The sequence below is a fragment of the Mycobacterium sp. 050134 genome, assembly GCF_036409085.1.
Classification (GTDB): Bacteria; Actinomycetota; Actinomycetes; order Mycobacteriales; family Mycobacteriaceae; genus Mycobacterium.
In genome coordinates, this window is record NZ_JAZGLV010000002.1 from 160,692 (window position 1) to 179,547 (window position 18,856).

Consider the following 18,856-nt stretch of genomic DNA (forward strand, 5'->3'; position numbering starts at 1 on the left):
GTCGGCGCCCCGGTCTATCGTGGCAGCGCAATGGCGTTTCATCTGCACCGTGCCGAACGGACCGACCTGCTGGCCGATGGCCTCGGCGCGTTGTTGTCCGAGCCGCCACCCGACCCGTTCGCGGGGGAATTGGTGCTGGTGCCGGCGCGCGGCGTGGAACGCTGGCTCAGCCAGCGACTCTCGCACCTGCTCGGGCGCGGAACGGGCAGCGGCGCGGCCGACGGCGTGTGCGCCGGGGTGGCGTTTCGCAGTCCGGGCGCGTTGATCGCCGAGATATCCGGGCGCACCGCGGAGGGTGACGATCCCTGGTCACCCGACGCGCTGGCGTGGCCGCTGCTGGAGGTCATCGACTGCTCGCTCGACCAACCGTGGTGCCGCACCCTCGCAACGCATTTGGGTCACTTCGAGACGGGGTTCGAGGCGGAACTGCGCCGCGGCCGGCGGTATTCGGTGGCGCGCCGGCTCGCCGGGCTGTTCGCGTCCTACGCCCGGCAGCGTCCGCAACTGCTGGCGGACTGGTCGGACGGGAATGCGGGCGGAGTGGACCCGGACCTGTCCTGGCAGGCCGAGCTCTGGCGAGCCGTCGCGGCGATCGTTCCCGCCGATCCGCCGCACCTTCGCCATCGGGAGACGTTGGCCCGGCTCCACGACGGCCCGGCCGACCTGCCAGCGCGGCTATCGCTGTTCGGGCACACTCGGCTGGCGCGCACGGACGTGGAGCTGCTCGGAGCGCTATCGGCCCACCACGACGTGCACCTGTGGCTGCCCCACCCCAGCGACGACCTGTGGCGGGCGCTCGCCGGCACGCACGGGGTGATGCCACGCGCCGACGATCCGAGCCGGCACGCGGCGCGCCATCCTCTGCTGCACACCCTCGGCCGCGACCTGCGCGAGCTGCAACGGGCGCTTCCCGCCGCGACCGCTACCGATGAATTCCTCGGCTCGCCAAGCGCCACAACGCCTCCCACTACCCTGCTGGGCTGGCTACAGTCGGACCTCGCCGCGAACGCGGTCAGGCGCGCGGGCCGCGCACTCGCCGCCGGCGACCGGTCGGTGCAGGTGCACAGCTGCCACGGCGCCGCACGGCAGATCGACGTGTTGCGCGAAGTTTTGTTGGGCCTGCTGGAGGACGATCCGACGCTGGAGCCCCGCGACATCGTGGTGATGTGCCCGGACATCGAGTCCTACGCGCCCCTGATGCTCGCCGGCTTCGGTCTTGGGGAGACCGCCGGCGCCCGACACCCCGCGCACCAGCTGCGGGTCCGGCTGGCCGACCGCTCCCTGACCCAGACCAATCCCCTGCTCGGGGTCGCGGCCGGACTGCTGGACATCGCGAGCAGCCGCGCTACCGCCACCCAGGTGCTCAACCTCGCGCAGGCGGCCCCAGTGCGCGCCCGCTTCGGGTTCGGCGACGACGATCTCGACCAGATCACCGAGTGGGTCCGGGCGGCGAACATCCGGTGGGGGTTCGACAAGTCGCACCGTGCGCCGTACGGGCTGGGCCACGTCCTGCACAACACCTGGCGGTTCGGGTTGGACCGTATCCTCACCGGCGTCGCGATGTCGGACGATTCGCGGGCGTGGCTGGACACCGCCCTGCCGCTCGACAACGTCGCCAGCGACAAGGTGGAACTGGCCGGCCGGCTGGCCGAGTACGTCGACAGGCTGCGCCATATCTGCGAAAGTCTAAGCGGCACAAAGACATTGACCGAATGGCTGGACACACTCACCGAGGGTGTGGCCCTGCTCACCAGATCCTCCGACGCCTGGCAGGAGGCGCAGCTGCGCTCGGAGTTCGCCGGAGTCGCGGGGGGGGGGGGGGGGGGCCCCCGCCCCCCCACGGCCCTGCGACTGCCCGACATCCAGGCCCTGCTGTCCACGCATCTCGCGGGGCGCCCGACGCGGGCAAACTTTCGCACCGGTACGCTGACGGTGTGCACGATGGTGCCGATGCGCTCGGTGCCGCACCGGGTGGTCTGCCTCGTGGGGCTCGACGACAAGGTGTTCCCCCGGCTCAACGTTCCCGACGGCGACGACGCGCTAGCGCGTGAACCGATGACCGGCGAGCGCGACATCCGCTCGGAGGACCGGCAATTGCTGCTGGACGCGGTATGCGCGGCCACCGAGACCCTGGTGATCACCTATACCGGGAACGACGAGCACACCGGCCACCCGTATCCGCCGGCGGTGCCGCTCGCGGAGCTGCTCGACGCCCTCGACGAGACCATCGAGACGCCGGTGCGGGACCGCATCGTCGTCAGGCATCCGCTGCAGCCGTTCGACGTCAAGAACGTCGAACCCGGGCGGCTGATACCCGGCGGGCCGTTCACGTTCGATCCCACCGCGCTCGCCGCCGCCACGGCCGCCGCGGGAAAGCGCCGCGCGCCAACGCCGTTCATCTCGGGCCCGCTGCCCGCACCGCCGGCCGACGACGTCGCGGTCGCGGACCTGCTCGACTTCTTCAAGGACCCGGTGAAGGGTTTCTTCCGCGCGCTCGACTGCACGTTGCCCTGGGACGTCGACGTGGTCGAGGACGCGATGCCCGTCGAGATCGACGCGCTGCGGGAATGGACGGTCGGTGACCGCATGCTGCGTGACATGCTGCGCGGCATGCACCCCGATGTCGCCGCGCACGCCGAGTGGCGGCGCGGAACGCTGCCGCCCGGGCGGCTCGGGGTGCGCAAGGCCAAGGAGATCCGCGACCGGGCCCGCGACCTCGCGGCGATCGCGTTGCAACACCGGACGGGCGATCCCGACGCGCATGACGTCGGCGTCGACCTGGGTGGCGGGCGCTTGCTCACCGGGACGGTCGCACCGGTGTTCGGTGAGCGGACCGTTTCGGTGACCTACTCCAGGCTCGCGCCCAAGCACGTGCTGGCGGCCTGGGTCGGCCTGGTCGCGCTCGCGGCGCAGCATCCGGGCCGCGACTGGACGGCAATGTGCATCGGCCGCGGGAGGAGCCGAAACCGCATCGCGACACGGCTTTTCGCGCCCCCTCCGGAACCCGTGGCGGTCGCACGGGACCTGGTGGCGCTCTACGACGCGGGCCGGCGTGAGCCGCTGCCATTGCCGCTGAAGACATCATGCGCCTGGGCGGAGGCGCGCCGCGACGGCGACCACCCGTATGCGGCGGCGCGGGCGCAGTGGGAGTCCACCCGGTTTCACCCCGGTGAGAACGACGAGCGCGCGCACGCCCGGGTCTGGGGCGCCACCAGCGGGATGGACCAGCTGCTGGTCGACGGCCCGCGACCGGGCGAAGAGATGCCCGGGGAACACACCCGGCTGGGTGCACTCGCCGCCCGCCTGTGGCTGCCGCTGCTGGCCGCCGAGGGGAGCGTGTGATGGATCCCTTCGACCTGACCGGGCCGCTGCCGAAGGAGGGCTCCACCACGGTGCTGGAGGCCAGCGCCGGCACCGGCAAGACGTTCACGCTCGCCGGGCTGGTCACGCGGTACCTGGCCGAGACCGGGGCGGTCCTCGAGGACATGCTGCTGATCACGTTCAACCGCGCGGCCAGCCGCGAGCTCCGCGAACGCGTGCGCGACCAGATCTCCGCGGCGGTGTCGGTGCTGGAAAGCCGCGCGCCCGCCGACAGTGACCTGCTGCGGCACCTGGCGCGCGGCGACGACGAGGACCGCACACTCGCCGCCCGGCGGCTGCGCGACGCGCTGGCGAACTTCGACGCGGCCACCATCGCCACCACCCACGAATTCTGCGGCTCGGTGTTGAAATCCCTCGGTGTGGCCGGTGACACCGCCACCGACGGCAAGCTGGAGGAAGACCTGGACGGCCTGGTTGCCGAGATCGTCGACGACCTGTACCTGGCGGACTTCGGCGGCCAGGAGGCGGATCCGGTGCTGAGCTACCCGCAGGCCCTCGCCCTTGCCCGGGCCGTCGTCGGCGATCCGTGCGCGCAGCTTCGCCCCGCCCAGCCGGACCCGGACGGCGAGCCCGGCATCCGGCTGCGGTTCGCCAACCGGGTGCTCGCGGAGCTCGACCATCGCAAGCGGCGGTTGGGAATCCTCAGCTACGACGACCTGCTGACCCGGCTGGCCAAGGCCCTCGAACCCGTGGATTCGCTTGCGCGCGAACGCATGCGGGGACGCTGGCGCCTGGTGTTGGTCGACGAATTCCAGGACACCGACCCCATCCAGTGGCAGGTGCTCGAACGCGCGTTCAGCGGCCGGTCGATTTTGATCCTGATCGGCGACCCGAAGCAGGCCATCTATGGGTTTCGCGGCGGCGACATCCACACCTATCTCAAGGCCGCCCAAACCGCCGACGCCCGCTTCACGCTGACGGTCAACTGGCGCAGCGACAAGGTTCTCGTCGACCGCCTGCAGACGGTGCTGGCCGGCGCGACCCTCGGACACCCGTCGATCGTCGTCCGCGAGGTCGAGGCGCACCACGCCGGGCACCGCCTAGACGGCGCGCCCCGCAACGCCCCGTTTCGGTTGCGCGTCGTCAAGCGGCACGCCGTCGGCTACGCGGGCACCGACAACGTCCCGATCGACGCCGTGCGCAAACACATCCCGGTTGACCTCGCCGCGGACATCGCGGAATTGCTCGCCAGCGGAGCGACCTATGCGGGGCGCCGCGTCGCGGCGGGTGACATCGCCGTGATCGTCGAGCAGCACCGGGACGCGCGGGCGTGCCGCGACGCGCTGGCCGCCGCCGGCATCCCGGCGGTCTACACGGGCGACACCGACGTCTTCGATTCGGCGGCCGCCAAGGATTGGCTGTGCCTGCTGGAGGCCTTCGACGCGCCCCAGCGCAGCGGGCTGGTGCGGGCCGCCGCCTGCACGATGTTCTTTGGCGAGACCGCGGAAACCCTTGCGGCCGGGGGCGACGCGCTGACCGACCGGGTGGCCGGCACGCTGCGGGAGTGGGTCAACCACGCGCGGTTGCGCGGCGTGGCGGCGGTGTTCGAGGCCGCCCAGGTCGCCGGCATGGGCCGGCGGGTGCTTGGCCAGCGCGGCGGCGAGCGACACATGACCGACCTCGCCCACATCGCGCAGTTGCTCCACGAGACCGCGCACCGCGAGCGCCTCGGCGTGCCGGCGCTGCGCGATTGGCTGCGCCAGCAGTGCGACACCCGCGGCGGTGTGGCGGAGCGCAACCGCCGCCTCGACAGCGACGCCGCCGCGGTGCAGATCATGACCGTCTTCGTCGCCAAGGGCCTGCAGTTCCCGGTCGTCTACCTGCCGTTCGCGTTCAACCGTCACGTCCGCAGCGACGACATCCTGCTCTACCACGACGGGACCGACACCCGTTGCCTGTACATCGGCGGCAAGGAGGACCAACTGGAGCGCCACGGGGTCGAGGAGCTGAACCGCCTGGAGGCCGCCCGCGACAACATCCGGCTGACCTATGTCGCGCTGACCCGGGCGCGCTGCCAGGTGGTGACGTGGTGGGCGCCGACGAAAGACGAAGTCAGTGGCGGGCTTTCGCGGCTGCTGCGCGGGCGGGCCCCGGGCGAGGCCGTGGTGCCCGACCGGTGCGCGCCGCGGATCTCCGACGAGGACGCCTGGGCGTTATTCCGGGGGTGGGAGGCAGCCGGCGGCCCGTCGGTGGAGGAATCGGTGATCGGCTCCCCCACCCCGGCCGAAAAGCCACCACCCACGGGCACTCTAGAGGTGCGCCACTTCCACCGCGCGATCGACACCGGCTGGCGGCGGACCTCGTATTCGGCGCTGGTGCGGGCGGCGGAGGAGGGCAGGGACCATCCCGGGGCGCGCGTCGCCAGCGAACCCGAGGCCGGCGTCCGCGACGACGAGGCGGAGGCGGTCGTCGTCACCGCGCCGGCTTCCGGTCCGGATCTCGCCTCCCCGCTCGCGGCGATGCCGGCCGGCGCGACGTTCGGTTCCCTGGTGCACGCGGTGCTCGAGACCGCCGATCCCGGCGCGGCGGACCTGCCGGCCGAGCTGGAGCGGGAGGTGCGCCGCCACTTCGCGTGGTGGCCGGTCGAGGCGGACCCCGCCGAACTCGCGACCGCATTGGTGCCGATGCACGACACCCCACTCGGCCCGCTGACGGCCAGCGCGACGCTGCGGCGGATCGGGGTGCGCGACCGAATGCGCGAGATGGACTTCGAAATCCCCCTGGCGGGAGGCGATCTGCGCGGCGCCGCGCCGGAGGTGTCCGTGTCGGACATCGGAGAACTGTTGGCGGTGCACCTGCCCACCGAGGATCCGCTGGCGTCCTACGCCGATCGGCTCCGCTCCGCCGGCCTCGGTGACCAGCCGCTGCGCGGGTACCTGTCCGGCTCGATCGACGTGGTGCTGCGGCTCCCGGGCGGGCGCTATCTCGTCGCGGACTACAAGACCAACCAGCTGGGTGACAGCGCCGCCGAGTACAGCCTGGCCCGGTTGTCCGAGGCGATGCTGCACTCCGACTATCCCCTGCAGGCGCTGTTGTACACCGTTGTCCTGCACCGGTTTCTGCGGTGGCGGATGTCGGGGTACGATCCGGCGCGCCACTTGGGCGGGGTGCTGTACCTGTTCCTGCGGGGCATGTGCGGCGCCGAAACACCCGTGTACGACGGGCATCCGGCCGGCGTGTTCAGCTGGAATCCGCCCCCGGCCCTGGTGGCCGCGCTCTCCGACCTCCTCGACGCCGGGCGGGTGGCGTGACCGCCGCCGACGTCGACGTGGCCGTCACCGCGACCGGCCTGTTGAAGGTTTTCAACGTGGCTGGCGTGCTGGACCTCTCGGACGTCCTGGTGGCCCAGCGCGTGTGCGCGCTCGGCAAAGAACCCGACGAGCGGGTGGCGCTGGCGGCGGCGCTGGTGGTGCGCGCGCTGCGGGGCGGGTCGGTGTGCGTCGACCTGTCGACGGTCGCGGCGACCGTCGGCGCCGCCGAACTGCCCTGGCCCGACGACGCGGCGTGGCTGACCGCGGTGCGGCGCAGCCCGTTGCTCGATGATCCGCCGGTGCTGCGCCTCTACGACGACCGCCTGCTCTACCTCGACCGGTACTGGCTGGAGGAGACCCAGGTGTGCGAGGACGTTCTGACGTTGCTCACGCCCGGGAAGTCCGTCGAGTTGCCCGCCTCCGAGCGACTTTTCCCGGCCGGGTTCGAAGAACAGCGCGAGGCGGCGGACATCGCCTTGTCGCAGCGGATCACGGTGCTCACCGGGGGCCCGGGCACCGGGAAGACGACGACGGTCGCACGGTTGTTGGCGTTGGTTGCCGAGCAGGCGGAGACGTCGGCGGCGGCCCGGCCACGGATTGCGCTGGCGGCGCCGACAGGCAAGGCGGCCGCCCGCCTGCAGGAGGCGGTGGCGCAGGAGGTTGCGACCCTTGCCCCCGCCGACCGCGAGCGGCTGGGGCGGTTGCAGGCGGTGACAGTGCACCGGCTACTCGGCTTCAGGCCGGGATCCTCGACGCGTTTCCGGCACGACCGCGCGAACCGGTTGCCGCACGACGTAATCGTGGTCGACGAGACCTCCATGGTGTCGCTGACGATGATGGCCCGGTTGTTGGAGGCGGTGCGCCCCGACGCGCGGCTGGTGCTGGTCGGTGACGCCGATCAGCTGGCGTCGGTGGAAGCGGGCGCGGTGCTGGCCGACCTGGTGGACGGGCTGTCGGCGCGGTCCGACGTGCGGGTCGCGGCGCTGCGCACCTCGCACCGATTCGGCGAGTCGATCGGCGCCCTGGCCGACGCAATCCGCGTCGGCGATTCCGATGGGGCGCTGACGCTGCTGCGGTCCGGTGACGAGCACATCGAGTACATCGAGTTCGGGGAGGGCGAGGACCCGTCGCCGCGATTGCGCCCGGTCCTGATGTCGCATGCCTTGCGGTTGCGGGAGGCGGCCGTGCTGGGCGCCACCGCCGTCGCGCTGGCGGCGCTCGACGAGCACCGACTGTTGTGCGCCCACCGGCGGGGACCGTACGGCGTGGAGCACTGGAACGCGCAAGTGCAGAGCTGGCTCGCCGAGGAGACCGGCCAGCCGGCGTGGGCGCATTGGTATGCCGGGCGTCCGCTGTTGGTGACCGCAAACGACTACGGGCTGCGCATCTACAACGGCGACACCGGCGTAACGGTCGCCGGTCCCGACGACCTGCGCGCCGTCATCGCCGCGGCCGGCGGACCACTGAGCTTCGCGACCAGCCGTCTCGGTGACGTCGACACGATGCACGCCATGACGATCCACAAGAGCCAGGGCGGCCAGGCCGACGAGATAACCGTCCTTTTGCCACCGGAGGATTCGCGGCTGCTGACGCGCGAGCTGTTCTACACGGCGGTGACGCGGGCGAAGGCCAAGGTCCGGGTGGTCGGCTCCGAGGTCTCGATACGGGCCGCGATCGGGCGTCGGGCCGTGCGGGCCAGTGGGCTGCGGCTGCGCTTGCAAGGTACGGAAGAATCGCGACCGACATGACCGACACAACCGACACGACGGACGGCGCCGCCGCCCCGGCGTCCCGCCGGCCGCACATCCTGCGGCTCGCGGTGTTCGGCGCGTTCCTGCTGGTGATGTTCTACCTCGTCGCGGTGGCGCGGGTGATCAACGTCGAGGACGTGCGGCGGACGGTCGAGGCGACTGGTTCCGCGGCGCCCCTGACCTATGTCGTGCTGTCGGCGGCCCTGGGCGCGTTGTTCGTGCCGGGTTCGATTTTGGCAGCGGGCAGCGGGTTGCTCTTCGGCCCCCTGCTCGGGATCTTCGTGACGCTGGGGGCGACGGTGGGCACCGCGGTCGTCGCGAGCCGCGTCGGGCGTCGGGCCGGGTCGAACAGCGCCCGGGTGCTGCTGGGCCCGATGCGCGCCGACCGGATCGACGCGGTGATCGAGCGCCGCGGACTGTGGGCGGTCGTGGGCCAGCGCTTCGTTCCGGGCATTTCGGATGCGCTGGCCTCCTACGCCTTCGGGGCGTTCGGAGTGCCGTTGTGGCAGATGGCCCTCGGTTCGTTCATCGGCTCCGCGCCGCGGGCGTTCGCCTACACCGCGCTCGGCGCATCGATCGCGAATCGTTCGTCGTGGCTGGCGTATTCGGCGATAGCGGTGTGGTGTATCAGTGCCGTCGTCGGCGCCATCGCCGCCCGGCGTGGGTACCGGCGATGGCGAGGCGGGAGGAACATCTCAGGCAGCGGGCGGTAGTTGTAATGGACGTTCCCTCGTTCCTGCACAACAGGATCGATTTCTCACCGGCCTCGATTTTGGAGTCGGCCGTTGTCACAGCCCGCGTCAGGCCGTCAGCTCCAACAGGCGAGCCCAGGGAGCGATAGCCCATGCGATACCGCGCATCCCACGCAAGTCGCCTGACGTGGAGACTCGACCATTCCCGGAAGGCGGCTCTAGCTTTCAGCGCGTGGTGGCCGATGAGGCCGTTGACTTTGACGTTATGACGCCCGCTGGGCGGCCACGAAGAGATTCCCGGGCACGGCGTCCTCGACCTCTCGGGCCGCCTGGCGGCCGTACCCGGCCATCAGCTCGTCGGCCGGGGTCACAGTCACCTTCCAGCCGTGGCGGCGGAACCACTCACCGACGTCCTCGCGCTCCTCGAAGTACCACAGTTCTTCGGTGCGGGGCACCTGGCGCTGGGGATCCACCTCGGCCATCAACGCGCGGATGCGGTCCATCCGCTCGCGTCGCCTCGTCCGGAACTCCGGGTCGAGAAACTTCGGGCCCAACGCCTCCACGGCCACCCGGCTGCCCACCGCGGACAGGCCATGGACGCGGTCGAACAGCAGGTCCTGAGCGACTGCGGGCAGATACGGCATCAGGCCCTCCGCGGACCAGGCGCTCGCCGCCGAGGCGTCGAAACCGGCCCGCTGTAACGCCTCCGGCCAGTCGTGACGCAGGTCGACCGCGACGGGGACCCGGTTGCAGGCGGGCCGCGCGCCATGGCCGGCCAACGTGGACTGCTTGAAGTCGAGCACCCTCGGCTGGTCCAGCTCGTACACCGTGATCCCGTCCGGCCACGCCAACCGCCACGCGCGCGAGTCCAGGCCCGCCGCCAGGATCACCACCTGGTGGATGCCCGCATGCGTGGCGTCGAGGAAGAACTGGTCGAAAAACGCGGTCCGCGAGGCCATGTAGCCGACCATCGCCCGCCTCTGCAACGGCAGCTGCGGCTCCGCCTCGAGGACCTCGGGGGACAGCTGGGCCGCGGAGTACCAGTTCCACACCCCGTCGCCGGCGGCGTCGAGAAAGACCTGCGCGAACGGATCCTTGATCAACGGGTTCTCGCTGCGGGTTTCCGCCGCCCGCGCGGCGGCCACCCCGAGCGCCGTCGCCCCGACGCTCTCGGTAATCTCCCAGCTGTCGTTGTCGGTCCTCGCCACGGTCGCCCCTCCCCTTCTCCGGCACGCCTACGTGTCCGACCCTACGCGCGCCGGGCGCGAGCAAACTTTCGCGGAACGGGGTATCCGGTTAACTTGTCGGTCGGGGCGCCGACCGAGCGGGGCCCGAGCCGCAAGGGATATTGGGACGATGCGAGTCGACGGGCGCGAGGTCAGCGTTTCCGGCAGCTTGCTGCAACCGTTGACCCGGCGCACCAACGACATCCTGCGCCTCGCCGCGAGCATCGTGCTGCTGGCCGCGGTGATCACGAGCTCGCTGATCACCCGACCGCAGTGGGAGGCGCTGGAAAAGTCTATCTCCCAGATCGTCGGGGTGCTCTCGCCCCGGCAATCCGACCTGGTCTACCTCGCGTACGGCGTCGCGATCCTGGCTTTGCCGTTCATGATCCTGATCGGGCTGATCGTCGCGCGGCAGTGGAAGCTGCTTGGCGCGTACGCGGCGGCGGCCCTGCTGGCGGCGCTCCCACTGTCGTTGGGCGGCAACGGGTTTTCCGCACCCCGTTGGCACTTCGACGCGTCGGACCGCCTCCAGACCGTGCTGGCCCAGTTCCTCGACGACCCGCGCTGGATCGCGATGCTCGCGGCCGTCCTGACTGTTTCGGGCCCGTGGCAACCGGCGCGATGGCGACGGTGGTGGTGGGGACTGCTGCTGGCGTTCGTGCCGATCCACCTGGTGGTCAGCGCAATCGTGCCGGCCCGCGCGCTGCTGGGCCTGGCGGTGGGGTGGGTGGTCGGCTCGCTGGTGGTGCTGGTGGTCGGCACACCCGCGCTGGAGGTGCCGCTGGAGGCCGCCGTGCGGGCGATGGCCAAGCGCGGCTTCGTCGTCTCCCGCCTCGCCGTGGTGCGACCGGCCGGGCGCGGACCGCTGGTGTTGTCGGGGGAATGCGACCACCCCGATGGCTCGGCGGTGATCGAGCTCTACGGGCCGCACCAGCGCAGCGGCGGCGCACTGCGCCAGGTCTGGGGCAAGCTGCGGCTGCGCGAGGCCGAGACCGCGCCCCTGGTCGCGTCCATGCGCCGCGCCGTCGAGCATCGCGCGTTGATGGCGATCGCCATCGGTGACCTGGGATTGGCCAACACGACGACGATCGCCGTGGCTCCCTTGAGCCGCGGCTGGATGCTCTACTCGCACAAGCCACGCCGCGGCGCGCCGATCGACGACTGCGTGGAGACGACCCCCGTCGCGCGACTCTGGGAATCGCTGCGCGTCCTCAACGAGCACCAGATCTCTCACGGCGATCTGCGCAGCCAGGAGATCACGGTCGACGACGGCGCCGTCCTCTTCGGCGACTTCTTCAGCGCCGAGTACGGCGCCACCGAAGCGCAACTCCAGTCCGACATCGCCCAGCTGCTGGTGACGGCGTCCGCGTTGTACGACCCGAAGCAGGCGGTGGCCGCGGCGATCGACGCGTTCGGCAAGGACGTCATCCTCGACGCGTCCCGACGGTTGACGAAAACCGCTGTGCCGAAAAGCATCCGGAAATCGATTCCCGACCCCGGCGCCGTCATCTCGGCCGCCCGCGCGGAGGTCAAACGGCAGACCGGCGCCGACCAGATCAAGACCGAGACAATCACCCGGTTCACCCGCGGCCAGGTCATCCAGCTGGTGCTGTTCGGCGCGCTGGTCTACGTCGCCTACCCCTTCATCAGCACGGTGCCGACGTTCTTCTCCGAGCTGCGGCACGCCAACTGGTGGTGGGCGGTGCTGGGCCTGGCGGTGTCGGCGCTCACCTACGTGGGTGCGGCGGCGGCGCTGTGGGCCTGCGCCGACGGGACGGTGAGCTTCTTCACGCTCTCGATCGCGCAGGTCGCCAACACCTTCGCCGCGACCACCACCCCGGCCGGCGTCGGCGGCTTGGCGCTGAGCACGCGGTTTTTGCAGAAGAACGGCCTGAGCGCCATGCGGGCCACCGCGGCGGTGGCGCTGCAGCAGTCGGTTCAGGTGATCGTCCACCTGACGCTGCTGGTGTTGTTCAGCGCGCTGGCGGGCGCGTCGACCGACCTGTCGCATTTCGTCCCGAGCGCCACCATGCTCTATCTGATCGCCGGCGTCGCACTGGGGATCATCGGCGCGTTCTTGTCCGTGCCCAGGCTCCGCATGTGGCTGGCGACGGAGGTGCGCCCCAAGCTGGCCGAGGTCACGGGCGACCTGCTGAAGCTCGCCCGCGAGCCCAAGCGACTGGCGCTGATCCTGATCGGTTGCGCGGGAACGACTCTGGGTGCGGCCCTGGCGCTGTGGGCCAGCGTCGAAGCGTTCGGCGGGGAGACCACGTTCGTCACTGTCACCGTGGTGACCATGGTCGGCGGGACGCTGGCGTCAGCCGCCCCGACACCGGGCGGCGTGGGGGCCGTGGAAGCCGCACTGATCGGTGGGCTGGCCGCCTTTGGTGTGCCGGCGGCGGTCGGCGTGCCGTCGGTGCTGCTGTACCGGATCCTGACTTGCTGGTTGCCCGTGTTCGTCGGCTGGCCGGTGATGCGCTGGCTGACCAAGCACGAGATGATCTGACCGGCCGGATCAGTCCGGGTCGGAATCGGCCATGACCACCACCAGGACCACCGCCCGGCGCACGGTCTGACCGACCGCGGTGTCGAGGCTCAGTAGGTGGTACTCCTCGGGCACCGACCGCGCGACCGAGATCGTGACGGCGGGGTCGGCCGATCCGTCCGCGCCGAACCGGCCGGACACGGGCGCCACCGTGATCCCGGTGGCCCCGGTGTCGGCGGGCGCGCCGGTGATCGCGTACCCGTCGGCACCGTCGACCATCCGTTGCAGGTCGACCTTGACGGTGCCCGTGCTCCCGGGCGCGATGGTGACGACGGGACGCGAGACGTTCACCGTCACCGCCGAACCGCCCGCCCCGAAGGACGGCGGCGCGGAGGATTCGGCGGTGCCCCACACCTTGTCGGGGTAGGCGGCCAGCGAGAATGTGAGGTCCGCGCCCGTGCCGATGACCGACTCCGGGAGCCAGGTGTGCTCGGTGGGCCGGCCGTCGACGCTCAGGCCGCTGACGTAGCGGAGGTGATGCGGCCCGGATGCCCCGGGCGCGGACATCCGGATCGACCTGCCGCCCGGAAGGGCGATGACCGCGCGGTCGAAAAGCGGTGCGCTCACCGAAAGGATCGGCGTGCCGGGTGTGCTGGGATAGAGCCCGAGCGCGGCCCACACGTACCAGCTGGAGAGGGCGCCGAGGTCGTCGTTGCCGGGCTCGCCGTCGGGGGTGGGAGCGAAAAGCCCGCGCACCCGGTCCACGGTGTACTGGGTCTTCCACGGCTGCCCGACGTAGTTGTACAGCCACGGCACCGCGAAGCCGGGCTCGTTGCCGGCCCACAGGTACGGCTCGCCGGGGCCGACGTTGAGCTTCTTGGTGAAGCGGTCCAGCCGGCCGGCCACGGCCGCGCGGCCGCCGAGCGCGGTGACGAGCCCGGCGACGTTGTGCGGCACCCACCAGACGTACTGCTCGGCGTTGCCCTCGTCGAAGCCGTCCTGCCCAAAGCCCAGGCGGGACTGCACAAATCCCGGGCCGGGCCGAAACAGTCCGGTGGTCGCGTTGCGGGGTGAGACGTAATGAGTGCTGGGATTGAACAGGTTCTGCCAGTATTGCGACCGGTCCTGGAACGCCGCGGCGGTCGCGGCGTCGCCCAGCGAACCGGCGAAGCGGGAGATCGCGAAGTCGTCGACCGACCACTCCAGCGTGATCGACGCGCCGGCGATGCGGGCGTCGGTCCGAAACGCCGCGCTCTGCGGCGCATAACCCAGCGCCAGGTAGGTGTCGATGCCGGGTCGCTCGACGTAGCCGTTCAGGCCGACACCGCCGTGCTCGGCGGCGTCGACCATGTAGCGCAGTGCCGTCCCGGTGTCGAAGTCCCTCGCCCCGAAGGCATAGAAATTCGCGATGAGCGGCACGACGTTGTCCCCGGTCATCTCGCCGGTCGCGGCGTTGGCGAACGCCCACCGCGGCAACGCCCCGCTCTGTTCGGCGTCGTTGACCAGCGATTGGGCCATGTCGGCGGCGCGTTCGGGATAGAGCAGCGCCTGCAGGGCCGCCAGGCACCGATAGGTGTCCCAGTCGGAGAAGTTGGCGTACTGCGTGTGGCCGGCGGCCACGGTGTGGGTGACGCCGTCGAACCCGATGTACCGGCCGTCGGCGTCGTTGAAGGTGTTGGGGTGCAACAGGGATCGGTAGAGCGAGGTATAGAAGGTCGCCAGGTTGTCGGCGTTCCGGCCGGCCACCCGGATGCGCGACAGCGCGGTATTCCACTGGGAGACGGCCGCGTCGCGCACGCCGTCGAAGGTCGGCCCGCTCTCGGCCGCCAGATTCGCCCGCGCGCCCTCGATGCTTACGTAAGACAGCGCGGTCCGCACCTCGACCGCCGAGCCGGGCGGAAAGGACACGTATCCCCCGCTGTAGGGCGAAACGGCGGTGCGCGCTCCGGCGAATACCCCGTAGCCGTCCCACGCGCCGTAGGAGACGAACGGCTGGCTGAATGTCATCGCGAAGTAGACCGTGTAGGTGTTTCTCTTGCCGCAGAACCCTCCGCTGGTGGCCCAGCCGGTGATCGTCGTGTTGTCGTCACCGATCTGCATGGCCGCGCGGGAATTGCCCGCCAGCGACGCGCCGGCGCGCACGTGGAACAGGGCGGGGCGCCCGTTGTGCGGGTAGCTGAATCGGCCGACTCCGGTGCGGGTGGTGGCGGTGAGCTCGGCGGTCACGCCGGTGTCGGGAAACCGCACCGTGTAGAAGCCGGGCACGCCCTGCTCGCTGTCGTCGTGCGCGATCGTCTCCCATGCGTTCCAGGGCTGCGAGCCGATGTCGGCGGTGGTCGGCAACATCGAGATGTCGCCGAACGCAGCGCATCCCACCGAGGCGTGGGTCATGCTGAAGCCGGTGGAATGGGGATTTCCGTAGCTGTAGCCGGCGTAGTCGTTCACCGTGTCTGGCGAATACTGCACCATGCCGAACGGAACGGAAGCCCCGGGAAAATTGTTGATCTCGCCCACGATCTCGCCGCCGGTCCCGGTGCCGATGAGGGTGTCGACATGCTCGACGGGGTTGGCGACGAAGCTGGGCTCGCCGTCGTAGGCGATGGGTGGGGCCGCCGCGATAAACGCGACCAGGACGGCCGTCGCCGCGACGAGCGCCGAGAGCGCCTTTCGCGGCTTCATACCTGTCTCTTACTGGATCGGCCCGTACTCGCGCGGCGGTTTGCGAGATGAATGCACCTTAATCGTGACTCATCCGGGCACAACGATGAGCTTGCCGCGTGTCGGGGTGCCGATGCGTTCCAGTTCCGTCAGCGCCGGGATGGCTTCCGACAGCGGCACAACCCGGGCGATCGGGAGCCGGAGCTGACCCTCGCCGGCGGCCCGCGCGATCGCCTCGATGTCGGCGGTCACGGCTTGAGCGATCACGACGTGGAACGGTCCCGGCAGGGCGCTTCTGACCATGTTCGACGCGCTGGGCTTGACGCTGACGATTCGGCCGCGCGGTGCCAGCAGCCGGCGCGCCGTCGCGACCGGCAGCGTGCCGGCGGTGTCAAACACGACGTCGAATCGGCGCCCGAGGGCGGCCGGGTCGAAGTCGAAGTCGACGACGGGATCGATCCCGAGGGCACGAGCCTCCTCCGACGAGCCGGCGCGGCAGCTGCCCGCCACCGAAGCCCCATGTCCGGACGCGAGCTGGACGGCCGAGCGGCCGACTCCCCCGAGGCAGCCGTGCACGAACAACGAATCGCCGGGGCGCAGTTGTCCGGTCTTGAAGACGGCCTGATAGGCGGTCAGGCCGACGGTCGGAACGGCCGCCGCCGCCTCGAAGGACAACCCGGCGGGTTTGTTGACGACGCCCTTCTGGTCGGCGACGACCACGTCGGCGAACGCACCGGACCGCTTGATCGAGGCTCCGCCCAGCACTTCGTCGCCGACGCGCACCCGGGTGACGCTTTCTCCGACGGCCTCGACGACGCCGGCGAAGTCATATCCCATCCCGCGCGGGAAGCTACGGCCGGTGACCATCTTCATTGCGCCGCTTCGGATCCCGAAGTCCATCGGGTTGGCGGCGGCCGCTCGCACGCGGACGCGGACGTCGTCGGCGCCCGGTTCTTCGGGCTCGAAGCCTTCGAGCCGCATGACCTCCGGTCCGCCGTATTGGCGGTACTGGATGCGCTTGAAGGTCGGCATTGCGTTCTCCGATCAGTGTTCTCGGGGGAGTGGGGGCAGCTCAAGAACGGATTCGAGAAAGGCCAGCGTTCGCCGGTGCAGCGGCGGTGCGTTGAATACTCCCGTCTGCCCGGCGGTTACCTGCGGTGCCGAAACGCCCACTTCAATGTCACCAAGTGACATCAGGCTACACCGCGATGACACTTGGTGCCATGGTTGGAGTGGCGTCCTAGAATGCGGCCCATGAGCCGGTGGGAACCCAACACGGCCGCGCGATTAGGGGTCGCCGCCGTGGCGCTGTTCGCCGAGCGGGGCTACGAGAACGTCACAGTGGCCGAGATCGCGCAGCGCGCCGGACTGACCAAACGGACCTTCTTTCGGCACTTCGCCGACAAGCGCGAGATCCTCTTCCACGGCCAGGACACGTACCGAGAGATGTTCGCCGACGCCATCGTGGCCGCCCCTGCAGGGGCCACCCCCATGACAGCGATCGGCGCCGCGCTCGCCGTCTTCGCCGCCGGCTTCGCAGACGACCGTCGCGAGTTCCTGGCCACCCGCCAGGCGGTCATCGACGCCAATCCGGAATTGAAGGAGCGCGACCTGCTCAAGGCCGCCGCACTCACCGCGGCGATGGCCGACGCGCTGGTCAAGCGCGGCGTGGACCCGCCCACCGCGAACCTCGCCGCCCAAGTCGGCGCGCTCGCCCTCGGCGACGCCTTCCAGCGCTGGCTGCGGCCCGGGAATCGGACTTCCATGGCCAAGCTCGCCGAGCAGGCCCTGCGACGGCTGGGCGCGGCCATGGACGCGCTGCGCTGACGCGGCGCCCCTATCGCGCGCAGCTCCTTGCCCTTAGCGTGTACTCCATGGCAGACCAGCCGTATGCGGTGGACGCCGGGCACCCGCCGTCGGCGTTGATGCGTCTGGTCAATCCGGCCCTACGTGTGCTGCTGCGCACGCCGCTGGCCGGACCCGCGCGCAAGCAGCTGATGGTGTTGGACTTCACCGGACGAAAGACGGGCCGGCAGTTCTCGATTCCGGTCAGCGCCCACCTGATCGACGGCGACCTCTATGCGCTGACGGGGGCCGCCTGGAAGCAGAATTTCCGCGACGGCGCCCCCGCCCGGGTGGTGTACGACGGCAGGGCCATCGCGATGCGGGGGGATCTCATCCGTGACCGCGGCACCGTCACCGATCTCTTCCTGCGTTGCACCGAGGCGTACGGCGTGCGGCACGCGCAGCGCATGATCGGGCTGAAATTCCGCGACCAGCGAATCCCGACACGCGAGGAGTTCGCCGAGGCGGTCGGCCGGCTCCATTTGGCGGCGGTGCGGTTCACGCCCACCGAATAGCGTTGCCGCTCAGCCGGACACGCGCAGGTGGGCGGTCAACAGCCGCTGGTCGAACTGCGCCCGGCAACCGATCGCCTCGCGGCTCAACTCCGTGAAGTCCTTGCCGATCTGCTCGGCGAGCGGCCCCAGCTTCATGTTGCGCACCTGGGACAGCGACTTGAGCAGATCGAAGGCGGCGGCGTCGTCGATGCCGTAGACCAGCATCAACATGCCCTTGGTCTGGTCGATCACGCTGCGCCGCTCTGCGATCGCCGCGACCTTTGCACTGATGACGTCCTCCGAGCCCGCAGCGGGTGGGGACGTGACATCGATGTAGAAGCCGTGGGTGCCGATGACCTCGTCGTTGTCGTCGCAGAACTGGTCCCCCACCACGACCACATCGTGGGTGGCGCCGCCGGTGTCGATGATGCGGTGCCGCGTGCTGAACGCGCCCCGGCGTTCGACCATGTCGTTGATGCCGGCGGCCACCCGGTCCCGATCGTCGGGGTGCTTGTGCGCGAGCACCAGTTCGGTGGTTGGCGTCACCGACCCGGGTTCGTAGCCGTGCATCCGCTGAACCTCTTCGGACCACTCCCAGCGCTGATCCTCGAAATAGAAGCGGAACCAGCCCGCGCGCTGGGGAACACCGCCCGCGAGCGCCCGCTCGACGGCCCCGGTCTGGCCGTCCAGTGCCCACGTCATGGCGTGCGCCTCGTCGGGGGGGTCGGATACGGCTCCGCGCGGCCCATGGCGATTTCCTGCCGAAGGGCTTCGGTCCGCTGGATGCGGATCTCGGCGACCCGGCGCAACTCGCGGGAGCGATCGACCTGCCGCCGCGAATCTTCCAGGGAGCGTGAGACCGATCGCTGCAGCGAGCGCTCGAATCCGACGTGTCGCTCGAGGCGCTCCCGCAACACGGCCGTCCGGCGCGCGGCGCGCGCGCGGTGCGCCTTTTGCCGGCACGCCGACGAGCAGTACACCGCGTCCGACCGGGCCGAAAAGCTCCGGCCACACAGTGCGCACGCGGTCACACTCACACCCGTTACGTTATAACTCGAGCTCGCGGCTAACGG

General features: G+C 70.6%; 12 protein-coding genes. 7 read left to right on the forward strand and 5 right to left on the reverse strand.

The window, feature by feature from the left end; translation table 11 throughout:
- The first annotated feature begins 30 nt into the window (after positions 1 to 30).
- The 4 genes from recC to SKC42_RS02860 are packed head-to-tail and all read left to right on the forward strand — an operon-like array spanning position 31 to position 9,096.
- Positions 31 to 3,342: an exodeoxyribonuclease V subunit gamma gene (gene recC / locus SKC42_RS02845; RefSeq protein WP_330962791.1), complete on the forward strand. Its 3,312-nt coding sequence runs from the start codon at positions 31 to 33 to the stop codon at positions 3,340 to 3,342.
- Entirely contained in the window at positions 3,342 to 6,632 is a 3,291-nt protein-coding gene (gene recB, locus SKC42_RS02850; protein ID WP_330962792.1) for an exodeoxyribonuclease V subunit beta, read from the forward strand. Before recC ends, recB begins: the two co-directional genes overlap by 1 nt.
- Positions 6,629 to 8,380 carry an exodeoxyribonuclease V subunit alpha gene (gene recD, locus SKC42_RS02855; protein ID WP_330962793.1) on the forward strand — a complete coding sequence of 584 codons (1,752 nt, stop codon included), beginning with the start codon at positions 6,629 to 6,631 and terminating at the stop codon, positions 8,378 to 8,380. The genes recB and recD overlap by 4 nt, the downstream gene beginning before the upstream one ends.
- On the forward strand, positions 8,377 to 9,096 hold the full coding sequence (locus SKC42_RS02860; RefSeq protein WP_330962794.1) for a TVP38/TMEM64 family protein: 720 nt from the start codon (positions 8,377 to 8,379) through the stop codon (positions 9,094 to 9,096). Before recD ends, SKC42_RS02860 begins: the two co-directional genes overlap by 4 nt.
- Before the next feature lie 242 nt (positions 9,097 to 9,338).
- Here SKC42_RS02860 and SKC42_RS02865 read toward each other — a convergent pair whose 3' ends face one another.
- Positions 9,339 to 10,283: an SAM-dependent methyltransferase gene (locus SKC42_RS02865; RefSeq protein ID WP_330962795.1), complete on the reverse strand. Its 945-nt coding sequence runs from the start codon at positions 10,281 to 10,283 to the stop codon at positions 9,339 to 9,341.
- Between the two features lie 148 nt (positions 10,284 to 10,431).
- On the opposite strand from SKC42_RS02865, the gene SKC42_RS02870 reads away from it, so the two are divergent.
- The gene (locus tag SKC42_RS02870; RefSeq protein WP_330962796.1) at positions 10,432 to 12,807 is read left to right on the forward strand and encodes a lysylphosphatidylglycerol synthase transmembrane domain-containing protein; all 2,376 of its coding nucleotides are present in this window, start codon (positions 10,432 to 10,434) and stop codon (positions 12,805 to 12,807) included.
- 9 nt (positions 12,808 to 12,816) lie between these two features.
- Here SKC42_RS02870 and SKC42_RS02875 read toward each other — a convergent pair whose 3' ends face one another.
- Positions 12,817 to 15,465: a GH92 family glycosyl hydrolase gene (locus SKC42_RS02875; RefSeq protein ID WP_330962797.1), complete on the reverse strand. Its 2,649-nt coding sequence runs from the start codon at positions 15,463 to 15,465 to the stop codon at positions 12,817 to 12,819.
- A gap of 69 nt (positions 15,466 to 15,534) precedes the next feature.
- A complete protein-coding gene (locus SKC42_RS02880; protein WP_330962798.1) occupies positions 15,535 to 16,476 on the reverse strand; it encodes an NADP-dependent oxidoreductase in 942 nt (313 codons plus the stop codon).
- 222 nt (positions 16,477 to 16,698) lie between these two features.
- Between SKC42_RS02880 and SKC42_RS02885 the strand changes: the two genes are divergently transcribed.
- Together SKC42_RS02885 and SKC42_RS02890 are read left to right on the forward strand one after the other, a co-directional pair.
- Complete coding sequence (locus SKC42_RS02885; protein WP_330962799.1) at positions 16,699 to 17,271, forward strand: TetR/AcrR family transcriptional regulator; 573 nt, start codon at positions 16,699 to 16,701, stop codon at positions 17,269 to 17,271.
- A gap of 47 nt (positions 17,272 to 17,318) precedes the next feature.
- Positions 17,319 to 17,804, forward strand: coding sequence for a hypothetical protein (locus SKC42_RS02890; RefSeq protein WP_330962800.1), 486 nt, complete (start codon positions 17,319 to 17,321; stop codon positions 17,802 to 17,804).
- Positions 17,805 to 17,813: 9 nt separating this feature from the next.
- On the opposite strand, the gene SKC42_RS02895 is transcribed toward SKC42_RS02890, so the two are convergent.
- On the reverse strand, positions 17,814 to 18,485 hold the full coding sequence (locus SKC42_RS02895) for a PAS and ANTAR domain-containing protein (RefSeq protein ID WP_330962801.1): 672 nt from the start codon (positions 18,483 to 18,485) through the stop codon (positions 17,814 to 17,816).
- Entirely contained in the window at positions 18,482 to 18,820 is a 339-nt protein-coding gene (locus SKC42_RS02900) for a hypothetical protein (protein WP_330962802.1), read from the reverse strand. Before SKC42_RS02900 ends, SKC42_RS02895 begins: the two co-directional genes overlap by 4 nt.
- Between the last annotated feature and the right edge of the window lie 36 nt (positions 18,821 to 18,856).

Excerpts from the sequence above, each read along its gene's own strand:
- recC (WP_330962791.1), top strand. The coding sequence starts at position 31 with ATGGCGTTTCATCTGCACCGTGCCGAACGGACCGACCTGCTGGCCGAT.
- recB (WP_330962792.1), top strand. The coding sequence starts at position 3,342 with ATGGATCCCTTCGACCTGACCGGGCCGCTGCCGAAGGAGGGCTCCACC.
- SKC42_RS02860 (WP_330962794.1), top strand. The coding sequence starts at position 8,377 with ATGACCGACACAACCGACACGACGGACGGCGCCGCCGCCCCGGCGTCC.
- SKC42_RS02870 (WP_330962796.1), top strand. The coding sequence starts at position 10,432 with ATGCGAGTCGACGGGCGCGAGGTCAGCGTTTCCGGCAGCTTGCTGCAA.
- SKC42_RS02875 (WP_330962797.1), bottom strand. The coding sequence starts at position 15,465 with ATGAAGCCGCGAAAGGCGCTCTCGGCGCTCGTCGCGGCGACGGCCGTC.
- SKC42_RS02880 (WP_330962798.1), bottom strand. The coding sequence starts at position 16,476 with ATGCCGACCTTCAAGCGCATCCAGTACCGCCAATACGGCGGACCGGAG.
- SKC42_RS02885 (WP_330962799.1), top strand. The coding sequence starts at position 16,699 with ATGAGCCGGTGGGAACCCAACACGGCCGCGCGATTAGGGGTCGCCGCC.
- SKC42_RS02890 (WP_330962800.1), top strand. The coding sequence starts at position 17,319 with ATGGCAGACCAGCCGTATGCGGTGGACGCCGGGCACCCGCCGTCGGCG.
- SKC42_RS02895 (WP_330962801.1), bottom strand. The coding sequence starts at position 18,485 with ATGACGTGGGCACTGGACGGCCAGACCGGGGCCGTCGAGCGGGCGCTC.